General features: G+C 58.6%; 20 protein-coding genes. 6 read left to right on the top strand and 14 right to left on the bottom strand.

Annotation, left to right across the window (positions count from 1 at the left end; translation table 11 throughout):
- Positions 1–18 precede the first annotated feature (18 nt).
- The 8 genes from FJ959_RS07585 to FJ959_RS07620 all read right to left on the bottom strand — a co-directional run bounded on the left by FJ959_RS07585 (position 19) and on the right by FJ959_RS07620 (position 10,770).
- Positions 19–1,701, bottom strand: a complete 1,683-nt coding sequence (locus FJ959_RS07585; protein ID WP_140520772.1) for a glycosyltransferase — start codon at positions 1,699–1,701, stop codon at positions 19–21.
- The gene (locus FJ959_RS07590; RefSeq protein WP_140520771.1) at positions 1,692–3,989 is read right to left on the bottom strand and encodes a glycosytransferase; all 2,298 of its coding nucleotides are present in this window, start codon (positions 3,987–3,989) and stop codon (positions 1,692–1,694) included. The genes FJ959_RS07585 and FJ959_RS07590 overlap by 10 nt, the downstream gene beginning before the upstream one ends.
- 109 nt (positions 3,990–4,098) lie before the next feature.
- Complete coding sequence (locus FJ959_RS07595; RefSeq protein WP_140629340.1) at positions 4,099–4,851, bottom strand: ABC transporter ATP-binding protein; 753 nt, start codon at positions 4,849–4,851, stop codon at positions 4,099–4,101.
- A complete protein-coding gene (locus tag FJ959_RS07600; protein ID WP_181167646.1) occupies positions 4,848–5,630 on the bottom strand; it encodes an ABC transporter permease in 783 nt (260 codons plus the stop codon). Before FJ959_RS07600 ends, FJ959_RS07595 begins: the two co-directional genes overlap by 4 nt.
- A 22-nt stretch (positions 5,631–5,652) precedes the next feature.
- Positions 5,653–6,753, bottom strand: coding sequence for a DegT/DnrJ/EryC1/StrS family aminotransferase (locus FJ959_RS07605; protein ID WP_140629342.1), 1,101 nt, complete (start codon positions 6,751–6,753; stop codon positions 5,653–5,655).
- A 2-nt stretch (positions 6,754–6,755) separates the two neighbouring features.
- Positions 6,756–7,844, bottom strand: a complete 1,089-nt coding sequence (gene gmd / locus FJ959_RS07610) for a GDP-mannose 4,6-dehydratase (protein WP_140555890.1) — start codon at positions 7,842–7,844, stop codon at positions 6,756–6,758.
- 80 nt (positions 7,845–7,924) lie between these two features.
- The gene (locus tag FJ959_RS07615; RefSeq protein ID WP_140629345.1) at positions 7,925–9,340 is read right to left on the bottom strand and encodes a mannose-1-phosphate guanylyltransferase/mannose-6-phosphate isomerase; all 1,416 of its coding nucleotides are present in this window, start codon (positions 9,338–9,340) and stop codon (positions 7,925–7,927) included.
- The gene (locus tag FJ959_RS07620) at positions 9,340–10,770 is read right to left on the bottom strand and encodes a phosphomannomutase (RefSeq protein WP_140629347.1); all 1,431 of its coding nucleotides are present in this window, start codon (positions 10,768–10,770) and stop codon (positions 9,340–9,342) included. Before FJ959_RS07620 ends, FJ959_RS07615 begins: the two co-directional genes overlap by 1 nt.
- Before the next feature lie 542 nt (positions 10,771–11,312).
- Here FJ959_RS07620 and FJ959_RS07625 point away from each other — a divergent pair.
- Both FJ959_RS07625 and FJ959_RS07630 read left to right on the top strand, forming a co-directional pair.
- Complete coding sequence (locus tag FJ959_RS07625; protein WP_181171929.1) at positions 11,313–13,295, top strand: nucleoside-diphosphate sugar epimerase/dehydratase; 1,983 nt, start codon at positions 11,313–11,315, stop codon at positions 13,293–13,295.
- Between the two features lie 219 nt (positions 13,296–13,514).
- Complete coding sequence (locus FJ959_RS07630; protein WP_140494844.1) at positions 13,515–14,054, top strand: sugar transferase; 540 nt, start codon at positions 13,515–13,517, stop codon at positions 14,052–14,054.
- On the opposite strand, the gene FJ959_RS07635 is transcribed toward FJ959_RS07630, so the two are convergent.
- Complete coding sequence (locus FJ959_RS07635; protein ID WP_140520765.1) at positions 14,042–14,989, bottom strand: NAD-dependent epimerase/dehydratase family protein; 948 nt, start codon at positions 14,987–14,989, stop codon at positions 14,042–14,044. The genes FJ959_RS07630 and FJ959_RS07635 overlap by 13 nt on opposite strands.
- 17 nt (positions 14,990–15,006) lie before the next feature.
- On the bottom strand, positions 15,007–16,284 hold the full coding sequence (locus FJ959_RS07640; protein ID WP_140514968.1) for an O-antigen ligase: 1,278 nt from the start codon (positions 16,282–16,284) through the stop codon (positions 15,007–15,009).
- Positions 16,285–16,767: 483 nt separating this feature from the next.
- On the opposite strand from FJ959_RS07640, the gene cysD reads away from it, so the two are divergent.
- The 3 genes from cysD to cysQ are packed head-to-tail and all read left to right on the top strand — an operon-like array spanning position 16,768 to position 20,415.
- Positions 16,768–17,673, top strand: coding sequence for a sulfate adenylyltransferase subunit CysD (gene cysD / locus FJ959_RS07645; protein WP_140494839.1), 906 nt, complete (start codon positions 16,768–16,770; stop codon positions 17,671–17,673).
- Between the two features lie 2 nt (positions 17,674–17,675).
- Positions 17,676–19,613, top strand: coding sequence for a sulfate adenylyltransferase subunit CysN (cysN, locus tag FJ959_RS07650; protein ID WP_181167645.1), 1,938 nt, complete (start codon positions 17,676–17,678; stop codon positions 19,611–19,613).
- Positions 19,614–19,623: 10 nt separating this feature from the next.
- Positions 19,624–20,415 (top strand): 3'(2'),5'-bisphosphate nucleotidase CysQ, encoded by a 792-nt coding sequence (cysQ, locus tag FJ959_RS07655; protein ID WP_181165144.1) that lies wholly within the window; start codon positions 19,624–19,626, stop codon positions 20,413–20,415.
- A 10-nt stretch (positions 20,416–20,425) separates the two neighbouring features.
- Here cysQ and FJ959_RS07660 read toward each other — a convergent pair whose 3' ends face one another.
- The 4 genes from FJ959_RS07660 to FJ959_RS07675 form a co-directional block, all read right to left on the bottom strand.
- On the bottom strand, positions 20,426–21,568 hold the full coding sequence (locus FJ959_RS07660) for a DegT/DnrJ/EryC1/StrS aminotransferase family protein (RefSeq protein WP_140629351.1): 1,143 nt from the start codon (positions 21,566–21,568) through the stop codon (positions 20,426–20,428).
- A 494-nt stretch (positions 21,569–22,062) separates the two neighbouring features.
- The gene (locus tag FJ959_RS07665) at positions 22,063–22,986 is read right to left on the bottom strand and encodes a carbohydrate kinase (RefSeq protein ID WP_140580815.1); all 924 of its coding nucleotides are present in this window, start codon (positions 22,984–22,986) and stop codon (positions 22,063–22,065) included.
- A complete protein-coding gene (locus FJ959_RS07670) occupies positions 22,983–23,429 on the bottom strand; it encodes an RbsD/FucU domain-containing protein (RefSeq protein WP_140514913.1) in 447 nt (148 codons plus the stop codon). The genes FJ959_RS07665 and FJ959_RS07670 overlap by 4 nt, the downstream gene beginning before the upstream one ends.
- Positions 23,430–24,656, bottom strand: coding sequence for an ROK family protein (locus FJ959_RS07675; RefSeq protein WP_140629354.1), 1,227 nt, complete (start codon positions 24,654–24,656; stop codon positions 23,430–23,432).
- A gap of 230 nt (positions 24,657–24,886) precedes the next feature.
- Here FJ959_RS07675 and FJ959_RS07680 point away from each other — a divergent pair, with 230 nt between their 5' ends.
- Entirely contained in the window at positions 24,887–25,903 is a 1,017-nt protein-coding gene (locus FJ959_RS07680; protein WP_181165177.1) for a sugar ABC transporter substrate-binding protein, read from the top strand.
- The last annotated feature ends 103 nt before the right edge of the window (positions 25,904–26,006 follow it).

The following is a 26,006-nucleotide window of genomic DNA, read 5'->3' on the forward strand; positions in this document are numbered from 1 at the left end:
CGGCACTGTGTCAGGGGCTTAAACAGCTTCATTGAGTCGTTCGACAATCTCAGGCGTATATGAAAACGGCTTGCCAGCCATGTCGTTCAGAATGTCAATATAGTCGGCGACAACATGGTCCCACGTACGGTTCACCAAAACCTCATCGTAGAATGCTCTCTGGATTTTGTAGAGGCTATCCTTGTGCTGGATCGCCCATTCGATTTTTTCGGCCATCGCCGTCCAGCTCTCGGGATTAAATACTGTCTTTTGATGCACCACTTTGTCGGTCAGGATTTCCTTAGTGACAGGGATGTCTGCCATGACAACTGGGGTCCCGACCGACACTGCTTCTGTAAACGTGAACGGCATCCCACCTTCTGACAAGCTCGGGTTCACAGCGAGGACAGCGCGGTTATAGCACGCGGCCAGTTCCCGCTCGGTGAGATTACGTAAACACAGGACATCATCGTGTAGGTTGTTTTCAGTCAAATACCTGTTGACTTCCCTGTCCGCCTGCCAAGCTCCAGTAAGAATAAGCTTGTAACGCAACAGCTTCTCGCGTCGGAGCCAGCGATACGCCTTCAACAGAGTGACGACATTCTTGTTCGGTCGAAACTGACTTGCATAAAACACAAAACCAAGATCGCCAGAAGAAAACCTCACGCCATTCCAGTTGTTGGTCGCCTTCGAGGTTGCTGACCAGAAATATTGCGCGCTCAATGCATCGCTGGCTTTCCTGTTATCTGCAAAACCAGTCACTGTGATCAGCTCATCGAGCCGGTTTGCGCCATGCGGCACAACGTGAACCGACGATCCCTTGACCTGAAACCTTTCCACCAGCGTCTTCTGCTTCACGTGCTTACTGTAGGTGACAAAGGCATGGCCCGCGTCGATAATTGATTCGATGCGCCGGAAATTATTAAACAATTGATCTGCCGCCGGTTCATCCGTAGCAAACCCGACCGGGAAGCCGGTGAACACTACGTCGGGAACGCACGTCAAACGCGGCTTTTCAATCAGATTGAATTGCGGCCAGAACGCTGTCGGGCAATACCAGGCCGAAATATCATCCCGCCTGTTTGCCATTTCAGCGACAAGCCGGGCTTCTTCGTCACACATCGTTTGATAGAGATGATGCCGCATTCGGCCAAGTAGCCCAAAGATGCGGGGTTTCGCAGGTTGCGTGGTCCCCAGCATTCTGCGCAAAGTAGAACTGCGCCTGAGACGGCCAACCCCCTTCAGAACAGTATTGCGCAGCAGATAGATCAGCGCGGCGAACGGCAGTAAGCTAAGCGCGAGAATGACAGTAGCAACGAACACTAGCGGATTTCGCGTTCGCATGAGATAGCGGGTCACTCGGGACACCAAGCGAATACCAGCAAACTTGATCCGAAGAAGCAGCCCCCCTTTTTTTACGTCATCCTTCTTGCGGACGCGAGACAACCATTTCCTCACTCTCGTTCCTGTCTGAAAGGCTGACCATGAAAGGGAACTCTGCGTCGGACCGAGTATTTCGTATTGGCCTTCACTGACCCCGAAACCATCCATCAGATCTCTGAGATGATCCCTCATCCAGCTCGGCGCTGCGATTACAAACTCGACGTCATCACGCCTAAGGGAGGCGCGCAGAAATTCGGCAAGGTGACGGCCAAGGCCTTCATTGCGCAACTCGATCCGTGGCCCATAGGCCAAATATATTCCGTATTTGGTTACAGGCATTCTGAAATGACGTTCCAATAATCGCGCGCGCAATCCTCAATCGACATCTCACGCCCTTTGAATGGTGCAAGCGGCAAAGAATGGTCCCGAGCGGGTTCGCAAATGTTCCCTGCCATAGAGTTCGGGTCTTCGTCATCGGTCCAGGTAATGTTAAACCCGAGATTTCCAGCATATTCTTTCAACACCGGGCAATGTGCCGCAACAACACGCTTTCTAAAGGCCCGGGCAATGGTTATGGTCGTAATGTCACTGTCGAGTTTGCCTGGGCGCCATAGGAAAGCCGACTCCTTGATGACCCGCCGGAGCTGCCTTTCGGACAACAATTCAGAGATCGAGTAACGCCTGCGCGGAATATTCCATCGGCGCATCGCCTTCGTAAGGTTGCGTTTGACATTGCTGATATCATCGTCGGTCAATTTCGTCTGGTATGCCTCCGAGAGAAGAATATTGCATTTCAGCTTGCCGCTCATCTCATGATAGTAAATTGCAAGCGCTTCCGCAGCACGATCGATGTTGGCGATTGAAAGTGGGTGCAGCACCCAGACAAACGCTTTTGCCTCCTCACCCACATCCAAGGCTGGAGCAACCTCGATTGTTGGCAAAGGTGGCAAAACATGGACATTCCTGGCGGAGACCCCCTCGCAGTGAATCAGCTCCTCACTTGCAAACTGGCTGTCGACGATGACGGCTTCGGGTGCAAGCGTTAACCCAAACTGCCCCATCTTAACGATTTCTTGCGGGCCTGGGCGGAAACGTGGCGCTATCGTGTCTGGAGCTAGAACAATCGGACGAATTGGCAGGATCGGTGTGCTGACTTCTGACGCGACAACCACCCAGAGATCACAATCCTGCAAATGATTGATGCCGTCATCAGGGATGAGATAACTATTTAATGTCAAAGGTCGCGCAGCACCGGCATAAACAAGCGCCCGATTGGCAGCTTCCCGGTCAAGCGCACGCCATGAGAATTCCCTTACGGGCACGTCGAACTCTTCCTTTTCAATCGGTTTACTCGAATAAGCCCGCTTGCTGCGTTCGATGGTGAGAACTATTTCCACATCCTCATTGGCGAGTTTGGCCCCTTCCTCCAGCGCCAAGGCCAAAGCGCGAGCCTTGGCTATGGAATTCTTGTCGGTCAGCACAGCAATGCGCTTGGGCAGCGGTTCCAATTCCTCCGCATCAGCTCGCGATTCTGCAAGCTTGGTGAATACCTTCTCCATGCCTTGACGCCAGAACCCGGTACAGTTCTCTGCCTTCATCGGATCGAGCAGGACCGCTTGGCTCTCACGTATCTTATTAATCAGTTTCCAGTCATCCTTGAGGATGCGGTCAATTTTTTTTCTCGCCTCCTCGATAGTTGCGCAACGGCCGGGCAATTTCTTACCACCGAACATATCGAGAATGCCGCCACCCATGAATACAAGCGGCATCCCAGCTTTAATCGCCTCGAACGGGTGGAAGTGAATATGGTTAGGTTCTTGGCTGTGATAGAACATCACGCGCATCTCGCGCATATTTCTGCGATGTTCCTCGATCGGCAGATAACCCAGCACGCTTGGGTCTGTCGTCTTGACCGATTGCGCGCCGCCGATTGCATAGGGAAACCCACGGAAGTCTTTCTTAAATTTCTGGAATATCTCTACATAGGCTTGGTTAAAACCAATGTCGGGGCAGATGAACAGGATGCGCCGGTCACCGCCGTTCCATTCCGCCGAGATCGGATCACTTGCCCCGCCCATACCTAGTGGCAGAAACACGGTCTTAGATGCAAGATAATCAGGCTCGACTTTATGCAGATGAGGATAGCCTTCGGTAAACCAGAAGCGTTTTCCAAGGGCCTGGATTGCAGTGTAAACACCTTGGTAGAATGGCATTGTTTCGATGATCTTCGAATAAGTATTGTTGCCCGCCAAGCCATAGGTACGCCAGAGCATTGCTCCCTGGAACCGCCTGGCGGCAATTTCAAAACCCTTGGGATCGAAGACGATGCAGAACATGATGTCAAAATATTTGTTGGCGATTTCCCAAGCTTTGCGCGGCGCGCCTCTATACCAATCAGCCTTATTCAGAACTGCAAGGTCATCCGGCGGGATTGTTAAGTTTTTATCCTCCGAATAATCGACGGAAGCGCTTCGGAAATTAGCATCGTCTGGATAGATCTTTGGAGTAAATACCTCATAGCCGAGTTCCCGCAACATTGGGATCTCGAATTTTCTGGCCGCAGTGTGATTGAGGATCCACATTACACGCGGCACATTGTCGACCCGGACGCTCTTTTCTAAACGCATAGGACTCTCTTTCTAGCAACTTCGATAGCGCCAGTATATTAGCTGACCTTAGCATTTCTCAAACGGGCTTGTATCAGACTAGAATGAGAAGAGCGCTTGAGACCCATGGCTAGGCAGCTATCCCATTTGCCCTATTGTATTCTGCGATCGCGCCAAGAATGTCGCCGTCAAAAATGATTTCGCCGTGATGAAATACAACTCCCCTTGCGCATATGGATTGCAGTGTTTTGAAATCATGCGAAGCTAACAGCAGAATCTCCGCCTGCTCGACAAGATCCAGGATGCGTTTGCGCGCTTTTCCCATAAAATTCGCATCACCGGCACCGATCACCTCGTCGAGGAGGAGAATGTCACCGCCGACCGCTGTCGAAATCGCGAAGGCGAGGCGCACCTGCATGCCAGCGGAATAGGTTTTGATCGGATAGTCGATGAACTCCCCAATATCGGCAAAGGCGACAACTTCGTCTTCTATCGAGCGCATGAATTTGGGCGAGAGACCGAGGAGAAGTCCGCGATACAGGATGTTCTCTCGGCCGGTGGCATCAGGCTCGAAACCCAAACTCAGGTCAAACAAAGACCGGACGGTTCCCTCGACCACGCGCTTTCCGGAAGATATCGGGTATAATCCTGCCACCATCTTGAGGAACGTGCTCTTGCCGGCCCCATTGTGTCCTAGAAGGCCAACACGTTCGCCGGGACCAATGTTCAGGCTAACATCCTTCAATGCGTGGATGTCGACGATCTTCTTGCCTCCTCCGTTCAACGTCGCCAGCGACGCCAGCATGGATTTCAACGACCGTTCGCTGAAGCCCACGGATGCATAATGGAGGTTTACCGATTCGAGGTGAATCCGATTTGTCATAGGTAGAAGATCACCCTCTTTTCGGCGGACCTGCCCACGAGTGCTGCGATCATGGCGAGCACCGCTATAGTTCCGACGCACCATAGATAGTTGGCAGCGACGGGCCATTCACCATGCAGGAGTGGAGCGCGTACGATCTGGAGGAGGTGATAGATCGGATTGTAGTCCAGCAGGACATGCAAATTGCCTTTGCGGAACACCGACGTCTCGAAATAGATTGGTGAGACAAACCATACGGCTTGCAATATCAGGCCAAGCGCATGCGGCAGATCGCGAAAACGGGCAGAAAAATATGCCATTATCGTCGCCCACGGCCAGACAATCAGACCGATGATCGGGAAAATCGTGAGGGCGGCAAGCCAAGACCAGCCGAAATTCTGCGGCATCACGACAAGCACCCAACCGATGAGGCTGATGCTGGCCAGGGCAAGCACTATAAGCCCGGAAATAACGTTTCGAAGCGTATATATCGCTAACGGGTGACGTGTCTGCTTGATGTACGCGTCGGCTTGGACGAAAGCCAATGCGCCTCCACTTACATTGAAGACGATGTACTCCCAGATGATGACCCCGGAGAGAATGTAGGGCGCATATTCCGAGATCGCAGCGTCGAAGATACGACTGAACACGATGGAGATAAGGATCGTTAGGCCCAGAGGCTGGATAATCGACCACAGGACACCGAAGAAGGACCTTCTCCAGCGACCGCGCAGATCGGACATCGCGAGATGCATCCAAAAATATCGCGCGGCCCAAATGCCCCTAAGATACTCGTTCACAGGCCATTTCCTTAACGCAAAGTCACCGCGGTCGATCCTCGAAATAACCGATGATCGAAGAACATATGCGGTTCAGCTGTTCCTCGGTCAGTCCGGGGTAGCTCGGCAGATTGATGCCACGCTTGCTTACGCTATCGCCATTCGGAAAGGCCCGGTCAGAATAACAGTGCGGCATGTGGCTGGCTAAGGGGAAAAACGGGCGTGTCTCGATTTCGTCGTCGGCAAGACGCGCACGCAACCGATCTCGATCCTCAACTTGGTCAACGACGATCGAACACATCCAGTGCGAATGATTAACGTCGCCCACGGGATCATGGGTCCTCAAGGGAAGTCCGGACAGTCGGGTCCGGTATATCTCTGCGACCTGCTGTTTGCGTTTGATGATCTCTTCAGCCATCTCGAGCTGGGCAAGCCCGATCGCCGCCTGGATATTGGTCATCCGATAATTGTAGGCAAGCATGTCGTGCCAGTATTCGCGGGTCGGCGAAACACCTTGGCTTTTCAGGCGCCGACACTTATCCATCACCTCAGCCGATCGCGCCAGAACCATTCCGCCTTCGCCAGTTGTGATTGTCTTGTTCCCGAAGAAACTGAAGGTGGCAACATCACCAAACGTGCCGACATGCCGGCCTTTCCACCGGGTCCCGAAGCCTTCCGCGCAGTCCTCGATGAGCAAAAGAGCATGATCGCGGCAAAGGGCCGAGATCGCATCCATATCACAGGGATGGCCATACAAATGCACCGCCATGACCGCGCGGGTTCTCGGGGTTATAGCGTCACGTATTGCCTGCGGATCCACCTGCAGCGTGTCTTCCAACGAATCGACGTAGACTGGCGTCGCGCCGGTCTGCAAAATGGTGTTGACCGACGCTATGTAGGTGAAGCTTGGAACGATGACCTCGTCGCCGGCACCGATGCCCAATGCATCCAACACAAGGTGGATGGCTACGGTACCGTTTGCCACGCTTGTCGCCTCTTTCGCGCCTACATACTCCGCAAAAGCCTTTTCAAATCGGGATATGAAGGCTCCACGTGAGGAAATCCAACCCGTAGTCAAGCACTCGTTGACATACGCCGATACGTTTCCGCTAAGGTATGGCTCATATACTGGAATTCGTGCCATGGTTATTCTGCGCGAGTGAAGCGTTGATAGCCATGCGTTGTAAGCAGCTTTTCCTGCTCGGCACCCTTAAAGTCCTCGCGAATCATTTCTTGGACCAGCTCGGTGAATTTAATCCTAGGTTCCCAGCCAAGGTTCTTTCGAGCTTTACTGGCGTCGCCAAGAAGCGTTTCGACTTCTGTCGGCCGAAAGTAAGCCGCATCGACAGCCACTATACATTGACCGCTTTTGTTATCGTACCCTTTCTCGCCGACGCCTTTTCCCTCCCATCTTACGTCAATATCCAGTTCCGCAGCCGCCAGGGTCACAAATTCGCGCACGGAATGCTGCTCGCCAGTTGCGATAACGTAATCCTCAGGCGCCTCCTGTTGCAACATAAGCCATTGCATCTCAACATAGTCTTTGGCATGCCCCCAGTCGCGCAGTGAATCTAGATTACCCAGGTAAAGCTTCTCTTGCATGCCTAGCTTGATCCGTGCCAGCGCTCGCGTAATCTTACGCGTCACAAACGTCTCACCTCGCATTGGGGACTCGTGATTGAACAGAATGCCGTTACACGCATAGATGCCGTATGCTTCGCGATAATTGATCGTAATCCAGTATGCATACAATTTGGCCACGGCATAAGGAGACCGTGGGTAGAATGGCGTGGTTTCCTTTTGCGGCGTCTCTTGCACGAGCCCGTACAGCTCAGACGTAGACGCCTGATAGAAACGGACCTTCTTCTCCAAGCCGAGAATTCGGATGGCTTCCAAAATTCTCAACGCCCCTAGAGCGTCGGAGTTGGCGGTGTATTCAGGTTCCTCAAATGAAACGGCTACGTGACTCTGTGCCGCCAGATTGTAAATCTCATCCGGCTGAACGAGCTGAATGATCCGCATCAGACTTGATGAGTCAGTCAGATCGCCATGATGCAACGTCAGATCTACACCCTTTTCATGTGGATCATGATACAAATGATCGATGCGATCCGTATTAAAAAGGGATGTGCGGCGCCTTACGCCGTGAACGGAATAACCCTTTTCCAGCAGGAATGCCGCCAGATAGGCGCCGTCCTGCCCGGTGATGCCGGTTATCAGTGCTTTTTTTTTCATCAATGTTCTCGATGTATCCGATTTGTGTCCGCCCAGCCCCTAAGGCTTTGCCGCCCCCAGCACCGTGAGCCAATGGATTGTCAGGCGCGGCCGTATATGTCGTCAAAACGCACGATATCGTCCTCGCCGAGATAATCGCCGCTTTGCACTTCAATGATCACCAGGTCAATCCGGCCAGGGTTTTCCAGCCTGTGTTTATGACCGCAGGGGATGTAGGTTGACTCGTTGGTCGCCAGGAACAGCTCCTGGTCGCCATTGACTATTTTCGCGGAGCCGCTGACCACGACCCAGTGCTCGGAGCGATGGTAGTGCATTTGCAGGCTCAAACGTCTACCGGGTTTCACCTCGATGCGTTTGATTTTGAAGCGCTCGCCTTCCTCCAGAACCGTATAGGTGCCCCACGGCCTATGTACGGTGCTGTGGACCAAATGCGCCTCATGCCCGGAAGCCTTGAGGCCCTCGAATAACTTCTTGACGTCCTGAACCCGATCTCGGGAGGCGACAAGCAATGCGTCGGGAGAATCGACGATCACCAGATCGCTGACCCCGACCGTGCCGATGACGCGCTTGTCGGAACTTACATAGCTGCCGGTGGTGTCGACCATGTGAACATCGCCGCGCAGCCTGTTGCCGCTTTCGTCAGGAGCGATCAAATCGGCCATGGCGTTCCAAGATCCGATGTCGTTCCAATCCATGTCGCAAGGAATCACGGCAAGATTGTTCGCCTTCTCCATAACCGCATGATCGAGAGAGATACGCGGAGCGGAGCCAAAATGCTCGGGCGCGAGTTCGATTTTGGCAAAGCCTTCGCCTTGACTGAATCGGCCGTTCTCATAACTGTCGGAAACCGCCTGGATCACTTCGGGGCAATGCAAAGCCATCTCGTCGAGCATTCGTTGCGCGCTGAAGCAGAAAATCCCCGCGTTCCAGAAGAAGCGTTTGGATTCGACATAGGCTTTGGCTGTGTCGAGATCCGGTTTTTCAACGAAACGGACGACTTTCTCACCATCGGCTTCGATATAGCCGAACGCCGTGTCCGGCCTGGTCGGGCTGATGCCCAATGTGGCAATCCGCCCCAGTTTTGCGTATTCGATGGCCCGGCCCATAACGTCTAGAAACGCAGGCAAGTTGCCAATCATGTGATCGGCCGGGAAGACGCATAGAATCGCATCAGGGCCCTGCGTTGCCTTGGCATGGACAGTGGCTGCCGCCACGGCAGCGGCAGTATCCCGGCCTTCCGGCTCGAGCAGAAACGTACGCGGCAACACAACCGAATCCAGTTCGTCGAAGTCGTCCTTCGTGAGGAAAAGGTGGTCCCCGGACGTTACAGCCACGAGTTCCACCACGCCCTCAATCGACGCGGCGCGCAGCACTGTGTGCTGAATAAGCGAATGCCCGTCCGCCACTTTAAGAAAAGGCTTGGGGTGCGATTGCCTTGAGGCAGGCCATAGTCGCGATCCGGCTCCACCGCTGATGATGACGGGAACCACTTTCATTAAATGACCTCTGCTTCGTTTGTGGATGCGATTGCCTGCGCCCTGTCGAGCGTCAGCGCCACAATCGCTCTCGCTCTGCCTGGGTCTGCTGCCTCCGAATAGCAGCGAAGTTCAGGCGCGTTGCCGGACGGCCGCAGATGGATGATCTCGCCAGTCAGCATTTGTGTCCTTAGGCCGTCGGTCTCGTCAACTTCAGCAACAGTCCCGAACGGGGCCAGAAACCGCTGCAGTGCAGGCCGATCCGCGAGCCGACGCATCAAGCTGCGCGAACTCTCCACTGGAAAATTCTCAAGGCGTTCGCTTGCACAGGCCGGAAGATTCCACAACGCGCGCAGACCTGACAGCGTTTTTCTTGTCGATGCGACCATCCCGAGGACAGCCAGGATGGGGAGCAGTGAATCCCGTGTCGGCAATGCCGTCAATGTCTTGCCGTGTAGCGAACAGTCCGACCCCAAGAGAACGCCACCATTGGCTTCAAAGCCCACAACGATTTTCCCGGGGTGGTGTGAGGCTTCCATGGCTTCGACGACGAAAGGAGATCCGACCTTCGTTCTCAGAACCGTAAAACCGAAGGCTTTCGAAATACCTGAATTGGAAGTCACGGGCGTCACCACGATGTCAGCCCGCAGGAACAGAGCCGTGGCGAGGCCGATCAGGTCGCCGCGAAACAGGTCACCATTCTCGTCGGCAATCAGTGGCCGATCAGCATCGGCATCGGTCGACACGATGGCGTCGAGGTGGAATTCTCGCGCCCAACCCTTGAACTTTGCAATTGTGGTTTCGTCAACGGCTTCGGTATCGACGGGTACGAAGGTCTCCGATTTCCCGACAGGTGTCACATCTGCGCCAAAGGATCGGAGAACCTCCACCAGAAGATCCGCCGCGACCGAACTGTGCTGATAGACGCCGAGCCTCAGGCCCGAAAGGGACCCTGGCTCCAAGATGTCATCAGCGCGCGCGCGATAGGCGGCGATCGCATTGTCGTGATGCCCCGGCAAAGCCGTACCTATTGGCGGCGGGGGGCAATAGGCGTCTAGCCGTTCGGCAGCATAGTGTGCCATAGCGGCTTCATCGGCCTTGGTGATCTCGCCCCGCGGGCTATAGAACTTGATGCCATTGCGGTCCGCAGGGATGTGCGAACCCGTAACCATGAGCGCCGCTGCGTCATGCTGCCCGGCATACAACGCCAAGGCTGGCGTTGGAATGGCACCGCAATCGATCGGTTGAAACCCACTTGCCGCCAAGGCAGCCATGCAGTTGGCGGCGATCGTCGGACTGCTATCGCGCAAGTCGCGACCAACGAACACCTTGGCCTTCGATCGGACCCCATCGGCAACGAGACGCCAAGCGAAAGCCTCCGTATAAAGGCCGCTGGGTTTCCCGACTAATTCTGAAGCCAACCCTCGCAGGCCACTTGATCCAAACTTCATCACTTCGCTTTGGCTGGTAAAGGGAAGACCGTCATATTGCAGCAGACTTGGCTGTCAACCGCAAAATCGCTTCGGGCGGTTCACCTTTCCTTCCAGCTATCCACACTGCATTCCCAGCCGCGTCGACAGGGTGAGAGCCGTCTGGCGTCAAGGACCGAGCGATGGCCTCACGATCGCGCTGCCGGCATTCTCGAACCGCTTGATATCTGCGGAACCATAGGCCATAGGTCGAGAGCAGACCGCACCAGGGCAAAGAGTAGTCAAGGATTGACCTCTACGGCCGACCCCTCTCTCTATCCTGAGTTGCTGTCGGACTCTAGGGCTCTTTGCAGTTGATGTGCAAGATCTTGATCAAACGGACTTTCTCTTCACCCGCCAACCTATGAAAAAATCTCTGGCGATGATTTCAAGTCCACGCTATGCGATACACGCGGCGGGGGCCGAAGATTTGGTACTAAAAAGAAGCCGCCGGTGACGGATGGTATTCGCTCTAGAGCCACTTTAGTATTGAAGTCTTCGCGCCTGGAGTTCAGTACCGTCCGATGAAATCCTATGTAGAAGCTGTACCCGGACTCCGGCCCACAATGCGTCGCGCCATCATCATGATTCAAGACATCGCCATGGTTTTGGTGGCGGTGGCGCTTAGCCTGACTTTATCGCAGTCGAGGCTGTCGTTCGAAGCGTTCTCTCCAGCGGGTTTCGCTTGCTGGGCGAGCATCATTATTCTTAGTCATCTGTTATTCAGATATTGCGGCCTCTACAATACTGTGTGGCGCTTCGCCTCGACGCCGGATTTCTTCAACATCCTGAAGGGCTGCGCAATACTGACCATCGTCCTTTACTGTGTTTCGCTTTTTGTTCGTTCCTTTCAGCCGGTGGCGGGCCTCAATGAGCGCCAGTTCATCGTCTTCTTCCTGGTTTCTTTCACGATCATCTCGGCGCCCCGGATTTTCTACCGGTTCTTTCGCGACGGCGCGAGCTGGCGCATTCTGAGTCGCGGCAAGGCTTCGACCAAGAGAGCGGTGTTTGTCGGCAAGCTGAGCGAGGCCGACGTAATCATCCGTTTCACGCGCACGACGCAGCCTGTAGAGTATTCAATTGCAGGGATTATGGCGATTGAGCACGGTGTTCCGCAGGGCACTCGGATCCAGGGCGTTCCCGTCGTGGCCACCCGCCCCCGCCTGATCGAGGTGCTGGAAGAATACGCCAAGGGTACGACAAGCCTGGACCTGCTGATTTTCGGCAGCGGCGCCGAACATGAGATCGAGGAGTATTCGGAGCTCGTCCGTGTTGCCCGGCAAGGCGACATAGCGGTGGTGCAGTTCTCGGGGCTTTCGCAGCTCGGCCAGGAGGGAAAGCTCGTTCTCGACGAGGTCGAGATGGAAACGATCCTGCGCCGCCCCACGGTTCCGTCCGACATCGAACGCATCGGGGCCTTCGTCGGCGGCAAGCGCGTCCTGGTCACCGGCGGCGCCGGTTCCATCGGCCGCACCCTGGTCAAGAGGTCACTGGAACTGGGCGCGGAGGCGGTGCTGGTTGCCGACAATTCCGAGTTCGGCATTTTCCAGTTGAGCCAATACGTCCAAGAGAAGGACCATGACCGCCTCAAGGTCCGCATTGTCGATGTCGCCGACCGGCGCCAGATGACGCGTGTCGTCACCGAGTTCAAGCCGGACATCGTTTTCCACGCCGCGGCACTGAAGCATGTGCCTTTGCTCGAGGAAAACTGGGATTCGGCCATCCAGACCAATGTCTTCGGAACGCTTGTCTGTGCCGAGGTTGCCGCCAAATGCGGCGTCAAGCAATTCGTGCTTGTTTCGAGCGACAAGGCCGTGGACCCGACATCCGTGCTGGGCCTGACGAAGCGGGCGGCCGAACAGATCGTCAGCGCCTTGCATGAAACGCCCGCCGGCGAGCCCGGCGCGCGGCGCCCCGCCACCAAGTTCATAGCCGTTCGGTTCGGCAATGTCTTTGGCAGCAATGGCTCGGTCGCAACCATATTCCAGGCGCAGATCGAGGCCGGAGGTCCGGTCACCATAACCGACCGGCGCATGACGCGCTATTTCATGACCGTGGCCGAAGCCGTCGACCTCGTCATCATGTCGGCTGCCGATGCCGCCTCGCGGAAAGCCGGCGACGACTACGCCGTCTACATGCTCGACATGGGCAAACCGGTGCCGATCCTCGAAGTTGCCGAGACGATGATCCGCATGTCCGGAAAAAGCCCATACACGGACATCCCCATTCGCTTCACCGGAATCCGGCCGGGTGAAAAACTCCATGAAACGTTGCATGGTGAGGATGAGGAGCTGGTCGAACTCGGCATTTCCAAGATTTTTGGCCTGAGCACCGATGTCGCGGAATGGTCCGATGTCCAGGCGGCGCTTGCGGCCCTGCAGCAATCCGTGAAGAGCCAGGACAAGGCATCCTCGCTCGCTGTGCTTGCGGGTCTTGACCATACCAAGAAGGTAAGAGGGGACGTGCCTGAGGCCGTGATCCCGAAAGCGGCCGGGCAGGCGAACTGATGCTTCAAAAGACCCTGGCCTTCTTCGGCGCTTGAGCAGTCTGCGCAAGAGCGGCATTTATCGGCGGACCTTCGGGACCCTGGGGCGCTGGCTGGCATTCCTCTGCGGGCGCACCCGAGCAGGCGAGGGGTCGAGCTTGGTCGAGCGATAGCCTCATGCTACGTCGAGCGGATTCGTATTTTCGTCTTTGGTTTTGGCAACGAGCACTATCGGCGGTTCATGAAGACAGCCAAGCAAATCTTCGATCTTGCCGGCGCGGCGCTGCTGCTCCTGGTCACTTCACCCGTCCTGGCGCTCGCTGTCCTGGCTGTTCGTATATCGTCGCCCGGTCCGGCCATCTTTTCTCAAACGCGGGTTGGCCGCGATGGCGTGCTCTTTCGCTGTCACAAATTGCGCACGATGTATGTCGGCACGCCATCCTTGCCTTCGCACGAGGCGCCGGCGAATGCCGTGACGCCGGCCGGAAAGACCCTGCGGAAGTTCAAGCTCGATGAGCTGCCGCAGTTCTGGAATGTTCTGAAGGGCGAGATGAGCTTGGTCGGACCGCGTCCCTGCCTGCCGACGCAAACCGAGCTGATCGAGTGCCGCCGACGGCTGGGCGTTTCATCGGCGCTTCCCGGCATCACGGGCCTGGCTCAGGTCAAGGGCATCGACATGTCGGACCCGGCCCTATTGGCCGAAACCGATGCCGACTATCTCAAGGTCGCGTCGATCGGCCTTGATCTTCGCATCCTGCTCGCGACGATTTATCCAGGTTGAGCTTGCCTGCTGCGCGCCGCGATTTCGCTTAAACGATCAAGCGTCGCTGTTTCCGGCAGCCAGCCCTGCGAGACGAGCAGGGAAGGGTCGCATATCTGTGTCGCCGTCATGCTTTCCCAAAACGCCCGCTTGCCTAGCGCCACCGCGGCCATCCGCATCAGGCTGGCCGGTACGGCAGCCAGGCGCACCGGCCGCCCAAGTCCCTTACGGAAGGCGCTTACGACGGCTGCCACCGACACCGGAGGCACGTCGCTGGCTATATAGGCAGGGCTGAGCGGCCCCGGATGAGCCAACAAATGCCGCACGGCTTGCGCGGCTGCGTCGGCCGACACCAGCGAGCGGGTTCCCGTCAGTACACCCGTCGGCAGCGGCAGGCTTGTATCGGCCAGGCGCATCAGCATTGCCAGATTGCCCTTCATGCCGCTTGCGTAGGCGGCAGGCAGGCGCAGCACGGCGGCGTCGGCGCGGCCGTGCGATGCATAGGCGTCCAGGACCCTGATCTCGCCCTCGCGTTTCGAGCACCCGTAGGCGCATTGCGGATCGGGGACCGTATGCTCGTCGATCGTTGCGCTGACGCGGGCGCCGATCACGGCCCGGACCGATGACAGTTGGATGAAACGTCCGCTTGCCTGCATGGCGGCCGCATGCGCCAGCCGCGCGCTCAGTTCCGCGTTGGCGGCTCGGTAGTCGGCTTCGGTGGCCTCGCCTTGATCATTGTTCAAGCCGGCGCAGTGAACGACGTCCGTGACGTCACGGGTGACGGCAAGGAAGTCCTTGGCCGGCGCATCGAAACGCGGCAAGCCAACGATGTCGCTGCCCGAAGCGAGCCTTTCTGGGTAGCGCGAGGCGAGGCGAACCTCCACCCCTGCCTCGCAAAGCCTTTGCACGACAAGGCGTCCGATGAAGCCCGATGCGCCTGTGACCAAGACCTTCATTGCCTTGCCCGGAGCCGCTATTGCGTGACTGGCGGAAGCGGCATCTCTTCCGGCAACGGGGCCTGACGTCCCGACGCAAGATAGGTCCCGGATACCAGGAAGACCATGAACACCGAATCCAGGATGTCTTGGCCGATCAGGATGCCTGTCATCCCAGCCGTCAGGTAGGTGATCACCATGACGACGACCATGGTGGCGCCAAAGCGCTCGATCGGGTCGGCGCTGTTGCGCAGGACCAGGGCGGCGTTTCTGCCGGCGACGACAAAGATCGCCGCCAAAGTCACGGCGCCCAGGATGCCCGCCTGTACCAATGCCGTCAGGAAGCCATTGTGGAAATGATTGAAACCTGCCGTTTTCGCGAACAGGTCTTGGAAGCCCTGCCTGATCAAGAGCTGGTTGGCACCCACTCCGTGTCCGAACAAGGGCATGTCGCGAAATGCCTTCAGGCCGATGTCCCAGAGGGCAACACGTATTCCAAGCGAGGTGTCGGAATTGCCGTGCGCCCCAAGCGCGTCCCAATCAGAGCGCAGAAAATCAAATCTGTCGGATATCGTATGGAATCCGATAGCGGCGACCGCGACGCCGATCGCCGCCATCAGAAGCAGCAGACGGACGGCATTCTTCCCTTTCAGCCAATGCTGGTTGATCAACAGCACGGCAATGCCGGAAATCAGCAGCGCCAGCCAGATGATACGCGTGCCGGAATAGATGATGGCGATCGTTCCGCCGAGCGCTGCGCAGATCAGCGCACTCTTGTGCCTTTCGATGCCCGACAGGGCACCGGCCACGCAGGCCATCACTGCAAGGCAGACGACCGTGGCGAACACGATCGCATTTCCCGCTCCGCCCTCCGCCCTCATCCCGATCCAATATTGCTGGATGATCGCCAACAGCAGCGCGACGAAACAGGCGGCCATGCTGCTGAGGATTATGATCCGGACAAGGGTTGTTTTCTGCGTAATGCTCCAGGTTGAATAGGAGAGGGGGAAAAACAGGAAGGTGACGAGCGGGATCAGATGCGGCGCATCCCTGACAATTGCGTTATTGGCGAGCGAAGCCAGGAGATTTGCCGCGCAATAGGCATAGATCGCGATCGTGAGCGCCATCATCGCCCGGTCGATGTTGAAGCGCCTCTTTTTCGAGGCGATCAAAAGAACCGACCACAGGCCGCCGCCGTTGAACACGAAGCTCACCACAGACCCCAGGACCGGTGGAAAAAAGAAGCAAGCGATGGAAAAATAGATATTGATCCGCGCGGGCGAGAACTGCCGTCTTATCGATGAAAGCTGGCTCAAGGGCGGCTCACCATTCTCGGACGCTTCACACGGCGGATTGTCTGACGGCGGCGAACATAGCCCTGCCGAAATTGCCCGTGTCGCATCGTGCATCTGCCCGCTTTCAGGGGCCGGTATAGCGGCTTGGGTCTTTTTCTGAAAGTGCATCAAGGCCGATTGCCACCGAAAATCGGTAGTCGCTGGCAGACGATCGGATTTGGGCGCGGCGAAGACTGCGTGCTTTTCATCAAGCAATTTTTTCCCCCGCATTTTCTCAGCCGCCGGCGTGACAAGCAGGAATTTCCGCATTTTGACGCATGGATGGAAAATTCATTCCCGAACCACTCCTTGCCAGGCGCGTCTTGCATTGTTCTGGGCAGCGGCGATCTGCTAGAACGCCCGCAAGAATAACATTGTCCAGAAGCAAGCTTGAACCGGGCGGGAAGCCCGATGATTTGATGCCAGGTCTTCTGTCGGAAGGCACGAGAGAACGCTAGACAGGCCATGACAACAGCGCTTACGCACCTGCAGCGGCTTGAGGCCGAGTCAATCCACATATTCCGTGAAGTCGCGGCCGCCTTCGCCAAGCCGGTCATGCTCTATTCCGTAGGCAAGGATTCGTCCGTGCTGATGCACCTGGCGATGAAGGCATTCTATCCCGCCAAGCCGCCCTTTCCGTTCCTTCATGTCGACACAACCTGGAAATTTCGCGAGATGATCGCCTTTCGCGATCAGATGGCGCAAAAACTCGGTTTCGATCTCCTGGTTCACGTCAACCAGGATGGCGTGCGCGACAACATCAATCCCTTCGATCATGGCTCGAACACGCACACCCATGTGATGAAGACCGTGGCGCTGCGCCAGGCGCTCGACAAATACGGTTTCGATGCCGCCTTTGGCGGCGCCCGCCGCGACGAGGAAAAATCGCGCGCCAAGGAGCGCATCTTTTCCTTCCGCAACGCCCAGCATGTCTGGGATCCGAAGAACCAGCGTCCCGAAATGTGGAAGATCTTCAACACCCGCATCGCCACGGGTGAATCGATCCGCGTCTTTCCGCTGTCCAACTGGACCGAGCTCGACATCTGGCAGTACATCCTGCAGGAGAACATCCCGATCGTGCCGCTCTATTTCGCCAAGCAGCGGCCGGTCGTGGAACGCGATGGCATGCTCATCCTCAAGGACGACGATCGCATGAAATTGCGCCCCGGTGAGGCGATCGAGAATCGGCTGGTGCGCTTCCGCACGCTCGGCTGCTACCCGCTGACCGGCGCCATCGAATCGGAAGCAGACACGCTGGAAGCTATCGTCGGCGAGATGCTGACCGCGCGCACCTCCGAACGGCAGGGCCGCCTGATCGACCGGGACGAAGCCGGCTCGATGGAAAAGAAGAAGCGCGAGGGGTATTTCTGACCATGCGCCACATCATGGCAAAGAGCCTCGCACCTACCGACGGCGTCCGCGACTATCTGGCGGCGCAGGAGAAGAAATCGCTGCTGCGCTTCCTCACCTGCGGCTCCGTCGACGATGGCAAGTCGACGCTGATCGGCCGTCTGCTCTCCGACACCAAGCAGATTTTCGAGGACCAGCTTGCCGCGCTCGAACGCGATTCGCGCAAGCACGGCACGACCGGCGACGACATCGATTTCGCACTGCTGGTCGACGGTCTCGAAGCCGAGCGCGAGCAAGGCATCACCATCGACGTCGCCTATCGCTTCTTCGCCACGCCAAAGCGCAAATTCATTGTCGCCGACACGCCCGGCCACGAGCAGTACACGCGTAACATGGCGACCGGCGCGTCCACCGCCGACCTGGCAATCGTGCTGATCGATGCGCGGCAAGGCGTGCTGCGCCAGACCAGGCGCCACTCGATCATCGCCTCGCTGCTCGGCATCCGCCATATCGTGCTGGCCGTCAACAAGATCGATCTCGTCGATTTCGATCGGGCGGTCTTCGACCGGATCACGCAGGACTATCAGCAGTTTTCGCGCGATCTCGGCTTTGAGACCATCGTGCCGATCCCGATGTCGGCGCGCTACGGCGACAACGTCACCGGCCGCTCCGACAGGATGGAATGGTATTCCGGCCCGACGCTGATCGAACATCTCGAAACCGTTTCGGTCGACGAGGCCGCGGCCGAGCTGCCGTTCCGTTTTCCGGTGCAGTACGTCAACCGCCCCAATCTCGATTTTCGCGGCTTCGCCGGAACGATCGCCTCGGGCGCGATCTCGCAAGGCGACGAGGTCGTCGTCGCCAAATCGGGCAAATCCTCCCGCGTCAGGCGCATCGTCGCGCAGGGTGGCGACCTCGCCCAGGCGGTTGCCGGCCAGGCCATCACGCTTGTCCTCGATGACGAGGTCGAGATTTCCCGGGGCAACATGCTGGTGGCGCCTGCGGCACGCCCGCAGGTCGCCGACCAGTTCGCCGCCAACATCGTCTGGTTCGACGAACATGCGCTGCTGCCGGGCCGCTCCTATATCCTGCGCACCGAGACCGACCAGACCAGCGCTACCGTCACCGATTTGAAATATCGGGTCAATGTCAATGACTTTGCCCGTGAAGCTGCCAAGTCGCTCGAGATGAACGAAGTGGGCATCTGCAACATCTCGACGCGCACGCCGATCGCTTTCGACACCTTCGCCGAGAACCGTACAACCGGCGCGTTCATCCTGATCGACCGCATCAGCAACGCCACGGTCGGCGCCGGCATGATCCTGCATTCGCTGCGCCGTGCCGAGAACATCCATTGGCAATCGCTCGATGTCGGCAAGCGGGTACGTGCCGACATCAAGAACCAGCGGCCCGCCGTGTTCTGGTTCACCGGGCTGTCGGGCTCGGGCAAATCGACCATCGCCAACCTGTTCGAGAAGAAGCTGTTTGCCTCCGGGCGCCATACCTACATTCTCGACGGCGACAATGTCCGCCACGGCCTCAACCGGGATCTCGGCTTTACCGACGCCGACCGCGTCGAAAACATCCGCCGCGTCGCCGAAGTGGCCCGCCTCATGGCCGATGCAGGGCTGATCGTCATCGTTTCCTTCATTTCGCCTTTCAGCGCCGAGCGGCGCATGGCCCGCGAATTGATGGCCGAAGGCGAGTTCGTCGAAGTGTTCGTCGACACGCCGTTCGAGGAATGCGCCAGGCGTGACCCGAAAGGCCTCTACGCCCGCGCGCTCAATGGCGAGATCAAGAATTTCACCGGTGTCGACTCGCCTTACGAAGCGCCGGAAAAACCGGAAATCCATCTGAAGACGCTCGGCAAATCGGCCGAGGAGATGGTAGATGCCCTGGAACACTGGCTGAACGAGCGTGACATTGCCGAAGACCAATACGACAATGGCGGCGGCATCTGACGACAGGTCGATGCTCGAAATTTTCGAGGGGCTCGCTTTGGCGGCCGGCCGCGAGGTCATGCGTGTGTTCCACGCCGGCTGCGCGGTCGACCAGAAATCAGATTCCTCGCCGGTGACCGAGGCGGACCGCGAGAGCGAGAAGATCATTCTGGCCGGATTGCGTGCGGCCTTTCCCGACATTCCCTGCGTGGCCGAGGAGGAAGCATCCGCCGGCATCGTGCCGCCGGACCTGGACGGGGCTTTCTTCCTGATCGATCCGCTGGACGGCACCAAGGAATTCGTCAATCGCCGCACCGATTTCACCGTCAACATCGCGCTTGTCCGCCACGGCGTGCCGGAAGTCGGCGTCGTTTTCGCGCCCTGCACGGGCCGGTTCTTTTCCGGGCTGCCGGGCAAGGCGGAATTCCTCGAAATAGATGGCGACTTCCGCATCGTCTCTCGCCGGCCGATTTCGGTGAGGGCGGCTGCGACGCCGCTGGCGGTGGTTGCGAGCCGCTCCCACAACACGCCCGAAACCGAAGCCTATATTCGTGACCTAGGCATCGCCGAGATCGTCTCTGTCGGCTCGTCGCTGAAATTCTGTCTGGTCGCCAATGGCGAGGCGGACATTTATCCGCGCTTCGGTCGTACCATGGAGTGGGATACCGCAGCCGGCGATGCCGTGCTGCGCGCCGCGGGCGGCATCACGCGCACGTTGGATGGACAGCCCTTGATGTATGGCAAGCGAGACCAGGGCGGCGATGCGGATTTTGCCAATCCGCATTTCATCGCCAGCGGCAGGGCAGGGGCAAGCTCCGCCTGAAGCCGGCTGGTTACTCGGCCGCGGCCTGCGCCGAGTTCGATCCGATATAGTTGCGGATCGTCTCGATGATCCGGTCCTGATCGGCTTCGCTGAGATAGGGATGCATCGGCAGGCACAGGATGCGCTTGGGCAATTGCTCGGATACGGCAAGGCCGGTCGGCGTTCTCGGATAGTCGCGATAGGCGATCTGCTCGTGCAGCGGCTTCACATAGTAGATGACCGACGGAATGCCTTTTTCGCCGAGATGCGCCTTCAGCCCGTCGCGCTTGGGCGTCTCGATGGCGTATTGCGCCCAGGCCGAGCGGCTGCCGTCCAGGTTGCGGGCTGCCGTGACGACATCAGCAAGCCCTTCGGCATAACGGCTCGCCACCATTTGCCGGGCAACCATCTCGTCCTCGAGAATGGCGAGCTTTTCGATCAGGATCGCGGCCTGCAGCGTGTCGAGCCGTGAATTGATGCCGACCCGGATGTTGTCATATTGCGTCTCGCCCTTGCCGTGGAAGGCGAAGGAGCGCAGCTTGTCGGCCAAGGCGTCGTCGTTGGTGAACATCGCTCCGCCGTCGCCGTAGCAGCCGAGCGGCTTCGCCGGATAGAAACTGGTCGAGCCGACCGTGCCTAACGACCCGCACATCTTGCCGTCCGCCGAACCGCCCATCGATTGGGCGGCATCCTCGATCACCATCAGGCCTTCTCGGTGGGCGATCGCCGTGATGGCATCGTAGTCGGCGGCAAGGCCGAAGAGGTCGACCGGAATGATCGCCCTGGGCTTCAGCCGGCCTTCTTTCTTGACCATCGTGATCGCCGCCTCGAGGCTGGCGATGTCGATGTTGTAGGTGTTGGGATCGACGTCGACGAAAACCGGCTCGGCCTTGGCCAGCGCCACCACTTCCGCCGTGGCGGCAAAGGTGAAGCTCGGAACGAACACGGCATCGCCCGGGCCGATCCCGGCGGCGAACAGCGGCAAAAGCAGTGCGTCGGTGCCGTTGGCGCAGGCCACGACGTGCTTGACGCCGACATAGGCGGCGAGCTTTTTCTCGAATTCGGCTACCTGGGGACCGAGGATATAGCGGCCGTCCTCGACGACATGGTCGATCGCGGCCTTCAGCCGGTCGCGGATTCGTTCGCGCTGTGCGCCAAGATCGATGAACTGCATGTCGTCCTCAAACGATTTTAACCGGGCGGTCTAGCCTCGACCCGCTGGTATCAGAATTGCGCCTGCCGAGAAAGCCGGGCGCGCGGAGCGACAAATTGCCCGGTCGTGGCAGTCTGTTACCGCATTTTCCGGTGTCGGTCAGCCGGATGCCGGAAATCCGGGATTCGTGCGGCGCAATTACGGCCTTATAACCCCAGAGTCGACCCTGCTAAACATAAAGTGATCGGCCGGCTCAATCCATGTTGGGCCTTACCACGGCCCGAACTTGGGTCAGCCAAGGCCTGAGAACGGCCAGTCCGCAGTGCGGCAGCTATCCGAAGATAGGAATTTTTTCTTGACTGGGTGAAGGCAACTATGCTACATATTTGCCCATGGTGCTGAGTTGCGCCAAGGACCCGCCGCACAGGCGGGTTTTCTTTACTACCTCATCAACAGCGCGCCGGCGAAGGTTCCAAGGAACCTGTTAATTCGGATTCGTTCCTCTGGCGCGCCACTCAGGCGATCTCATGCCGCCAGGGCGGATTGGCGCCGGCCCGCGCCACGGTTACCGCCGCTGCCTTGGCACCAAGCACCAGCGCCTTGCGGATAGCGTCCTGCGACAGCCCGGAGATTGCCGCCTTCGTCAGCAGGCCTTGTTCGTGCAGGGAGGCGAGGATGCCGGCATTGAACGTATCACCGGCGCCGACCGTATCGACCACCTCGACTTTTTGCGGCGTCACGCTGACCATGTGATCCCTGGTGTAACCGACGGCGCCTTCGGCGCCATGGGTCACGACGATCAGCTTGGGTCCGCGGTCGAGCCAGTTGCGCACGACATCCTCGTGCGAGCCGGCTTCGTCGAACCAGTGAAGATCTTCATCCGAGAGTTTCACGATATCGGCCATCGCCATCATCTCGCGGATACGCTTCAGATGCTTTGCCTTGTCCGGGATGAAGTTCGGCCGGATGTTGGGGTCGAGCATCATGACGCGACGACCATGCTCGCGCTTCATCAATTCCTCGTAGGCGGCGCCCGCCGGGTCCGAAATAAGGCTGATGGCGCCGAACAGCATGGCCTCGATCTCCGGACCAAGTTGCGGCAGATCCTCGCCGGTCAGCATGCGCCCGGCGGTGTTCTCGTCGTAGAAAGTGTAGGTTGCCTGGCCATCGTTCAGCCGCACGAAGGCGAGCGTCGTCGGCCGGGGCGAAGTGTGCGCATAGGTGGAACTGACCTTGCTCGCCCCGAGCGCTTCGCGGAGCTGGCCGCCGAACAGGTCCGACGACAGGCCCGAGAAGAAGCTGGCAGGAGCGCCCAGCCGGCCGAGCGCAATGGCGGTGTTGAACACCGCGCCGCCGACATAGGGTGCGAAGGCCCGTTCTCCCTCCGTCGTCGTGCGCGGCAGCATATCGATCAGGGCCTCGCCGCAGCAAAGGATCATTGTCTTGTCGTCTCCGGCGGATGGATCACGCCCTTGCGGATGATGATGTTGGCGTAGAGCCTGGGTTCGCTGGTCGCGACGATGGCGTGCGCGGCCCTGACGCGTGCATAGAAGTCGGCACCGGCCAGCGCAACCACCTTGCGCCCGGGCGCGCGTTTTGCACACAGCACTTCGATTTCATGATGCACGGGATCGGCGAGCGAGGGGTCGCCCTTGGCCGAGGCGCGAAACAGCGCCTCCGGCACGACGTCATCGACGGGCAGCACGCTCAATATGGCGTCCAGCACCGGAATGAGATGGTGGCCGTCGGCCCGCACCAGCCGCTTTGCCTGCTCTTCGGCCGGGTAGTTTCCATCGACCAGGGCGATTTCGTCGCCATGCCCCATCGCACGCAGGATCGCCAGAAGCTCCGGACCGAGCAGCGCCGGAATTCCGATCAGCATTCAGATGCTCCTGGAAATCGTGGTCGAACCGATCAGGAAGCGCTCGGATAGTGGCAGGCTGGCGCCGCCGAGAGCGCGCGCGTGAATACCGACGGTGCCTTCGCGGACGTTTGGCAATTTCAATCCCTCGGCATCGATCGTGTCGATGGTTGCGATGACGGCGTCGACCAGCCTGCGGCGCACCTGCGTCGGCATCCAGCCGTCGATCACCGCCGCCTCGAAGTCGATGACGGACGACGCCGCGACGATGGCATAAGCGAGCGCCCGCGAGGCGTTTGTGATCCAGTCGTCGAGCTCGGCGCCGATCTCGCCCCAGTCGTCGGGCGACGTCCAGAGATGCGAAGCCTCGACGCCACGCGCATTGAGCGCCTTTTCGAGCATGGCGATCGAGGCCACGTCGATCAATTGGGTCGGCTTTCCCTCCGGTCCGGGCACCGGCATGGAGCCCAGCGCGCCGGCGTTGCCGGTCGGGCCGCCAAAGAGCCGCCCGTTGAGGACGATGCCGCCGCCGGCAAAGGCGCCGATATAGAAATAGACGAAATCACGCGGGGCGCCTGCCTGGCCGAAGACCAGTTCCGCGCCGCAGGCCGAAGTGGCGTCGTTCTGCAGATAGACCGGAAAATCGCATTGCGCCTGGATGTCGGCGCGGATATCGCGATGGCGCCATTCGTCCATGACGTCGCGCGGCGCGCCGGCGGTATCGGCCCAGTTCCAGAGCTCGAACGGCATGGCGATGCCGAGTCCCGCTATGCGTTTGTCCTGCGCGGGCGAAAGCTCGCCACGCATCTTCTTCATGCCTGATGTGACGAATTCCACCGTCTCGCGCGGGGCAGGGTAGCGGTAGGAATGCTGCAGCATCGAACGTACATTGCCGAGGAAATCGATCAGCACGAGTTCGGCGCTGCGGCGGCCGATCTTCAGGCCGATGAAGAACGCGCCTTCGGGATTGAGCGCCATGGGGATGGAGGGCTGGCCGATCTTGCCGCGCAGCGGCGCCTGCCGCAGCAGCAGGCTTTCCTCCTCGAGCTCGCGCATGATGACGGAGACGGTTTGCGCCGACAGTCCGGTCATGCGGGCGATGTCGGACTTCGCCAGGCTGCCATGCTGGCGCACCAGCGACAGCACCAGCCGCTCATTGTGGTCCCGCATGCCGCTCTGGTTGGTGCCACGGTGAATAAGGCTCTCATTCGCCTCGGGCGAACCATGCCTGGCAATGGCCGTCTCCACCCCTGTTCCTCCCGTCATTTCCCCTCGAGGCTTTTGGAACAGAATGTGCGAACGGCGCAAGGCTGTCAATAATAAATAAGAATGATTTAATTATTGACAGAGAGATTGGTCTGGTGTCATTTGAGGCAGGCATCCCCACCGGGAGAGGTTGCTTGGATGCCGTACGGATGCCGGTTGGCCGGCATCCGGAATGTTCCACTGGGAGGAAAATCGTGACCAATACAAAACTGTTGAAGTCCACCGTTTTTGCGGCGGCCGCTCTGGGCCTGATGGCATTCGCCTCGTCCGCATCCGCGGCCGGTGTCGGCGCCTGCCTGATCACCAAGACCGACACCAATCCCTTCTTCGTCAAGATGAAGGAGGGTGCGACCGCCAAGGCCAAGGAGCTTGGTGTCGACCTCAAGACTTATGCCGGCAAGATCGACGGCGACAGCGAAAGCCAGGTCGCGGCGATCGAGAGCTGCATCGCCGACGGCGCCAAGGGCATCCTCATTACCGCGTCCGACACCAAGGGCATCGTGCCGACGGTGAAGAAGGCGCGTGACGCCGGCCTGCTGGTGATCGCGCTCGACACGCCGCTCGATCCGATCGACGCCGCCGACGCGACCTTTGCCACCGACAATTTGGAGGCCGGCAAGCTGATCGGCGCCTGGGCCGCCGCGACGCTCGGCGACAAGGCCAAGGACGCCAAGATCGGCTTTCTCGACCTGACCCCCTCGCAACCGACCGTGGACGTGCTGCGCGACCAGGGCTTCATGATGGGCTACGGCATCGACGTGAAGGATCCTAACAAGATCGGCGACGAGGATGACGCGCGCATCGTCGGCCATGACGTCACCAACGGCAATGAGGAGGGCGGCCGCAAGGCGATGGAGAACCTTCTGCAGAAGGACAACACCATCAATGTCATCCACACCATCAACGAGCCGGCCGCGGTCGGCGCCTATCAGGCGCTCAAGGCCGTCGGCCTGGAAAGCCAGGTGCTGATCGTCTCCGTCGATGGCGGCTGCCCCGGCGTGAAGTCAGTGGCCGAAGGCGTCATCGGCGCGACATCGCAGCAATATCCGCTGCAGATGGCGGCGCTCGGCATCGAGGCCATCGCCAATTTTGCCAAGGACGGCACCAAGCCGAAGCCGACCGAAGGCAAGAACTTCTTCGACACCGGCGTCAATCTGGTGACCGACAAGCCGGCCAATGGCGTGAAGTCCATCGACACCAAGGAAGGCCTCGCCAAGTGCTGGGGCTGATGCCGGTCTGACTGGCAACGAAAAACGGAGCGGCCGGACTTGATCCCCGGCCGCTTCGGGTGGACGATGGTCGCGTGACCGCGAACAATCCCGGCAGGAGACC

The sequence above is a fragment of the Mesorhizobium sp. B2-2-4 genome, assembly GCF_006442375.1.
Taxonomy (GTDB): Bacteria; Pseudomonadota; Alphaproteobacteria; order Rhizobiales; family Rhizobiaceae; genus Mesorhizobium.

Coding starts and splice junctions, on each gene's coding strand:
- FJ959_RS07585 (WP_140520772.1), bottom strand. CDS start 1,701: ATGCCTGTAACCAAATACGGAATATATTTGGCCTATGGGCCACGGATC.
- FJ959_RS07590 (WP_140520771.1), bottom strand. CDS start 3,989: ATGCGTTTAGAAAAGAGCGTCCGGGTCGACAATGTGCCGCGTGTAATG.
- FJ959_RS07595 (WP_140629340.1), bottom strand. CDS start 4,851: ATGACAAATCGGATTCACCTCGAATCGGTAAACCTCCATTATGCATCC.
- FJ959_RS07605 (WP_140629342.1), bottom strand. CDS start 6,753: ATGGCACGAATTCCAGTATATGAGCCATACCTTAGCGGAAACGTATCG.
- gmd (WP_140555890.1), bottom strand. CDS start 7,844: ATGAAAAAAAAAGCACTGATAACCGGCATCACCGGGCAGGACGGCGCC.
- FJ959_RS07615 (WP_140629345.1), bottom strand. CDS start 9,340: ATGAAAGTGGTTCCCGTCATCATCAGCGGTGGAGCCGGATCGCGACTA.
- FJ959_RS07620 (WP_140629347.1), bottom strand. CDS start 10,770: ATGAAGTTTGGATCAAGTGGCCTGCGAGGGTTGGCTTCAGAATTAGTC.
- FJ959_RS07625 (WP_181171929.1), top strand. CDS start 11,313: ATGAAATCCTATGTAGAAGCTGTACCCGGACTCCGGCCCACAATGCGT.
- FJ959_RS07630 (WP_140494844.1), top strand. CDS start 13,515: ATGAAGACAGCCAAGCAAATCTTCGATCTTGCCGGCGCGGCGCTGCTG.
- FJ959_RS07635 (WP_140520765.1), bottom strand. CDS start 14,989: ATGAAGGTCTTGGTCACAGGCGCATCGGGCTTCATCGGACGCCTTGTC.
- cysD (WP_140494839.1), top strand. CDS start 16,768: ATGACAACAGCGCTTACGCACCTGCAGCGGCTTGAGGCCGAGTCAATC.
- cysN (WP_181167645.1), top strand. CDS start 17,676: ATGCGCCACATCATGGCAAAGAGCCTCGCACCTACCGACGGCGTCCGC.
- cysQ (WP_181165144.1), top strand. CDS start 19,624: ATGCTCGAAATTTTCGAGGGGCTCGCTTTGGCGGCCGGCCGCGAGGTC.
- FJ959_RS07660 (WP_140629351.1), bottom strand. CDS start 21,568: ATGCAGTTCATCGATCTTGGCGCACAGCGCGAACGAATCCGCGACCGG.
- FJ959_RS07665 (WP_140580815.1), bottom strand. CDS start 22,986: ATGATCCTTTGCTGCGGCGAGGCCCTGATCGATATGCTGCCGCGCACG.
- FJ959_RS07670 (WP_140514913.1), bottom strand. CDS start 23,429: ATGCTGATCGGAATTCCGGCGCTGCTCGGTCCGGAGCTTCTGGCGATC.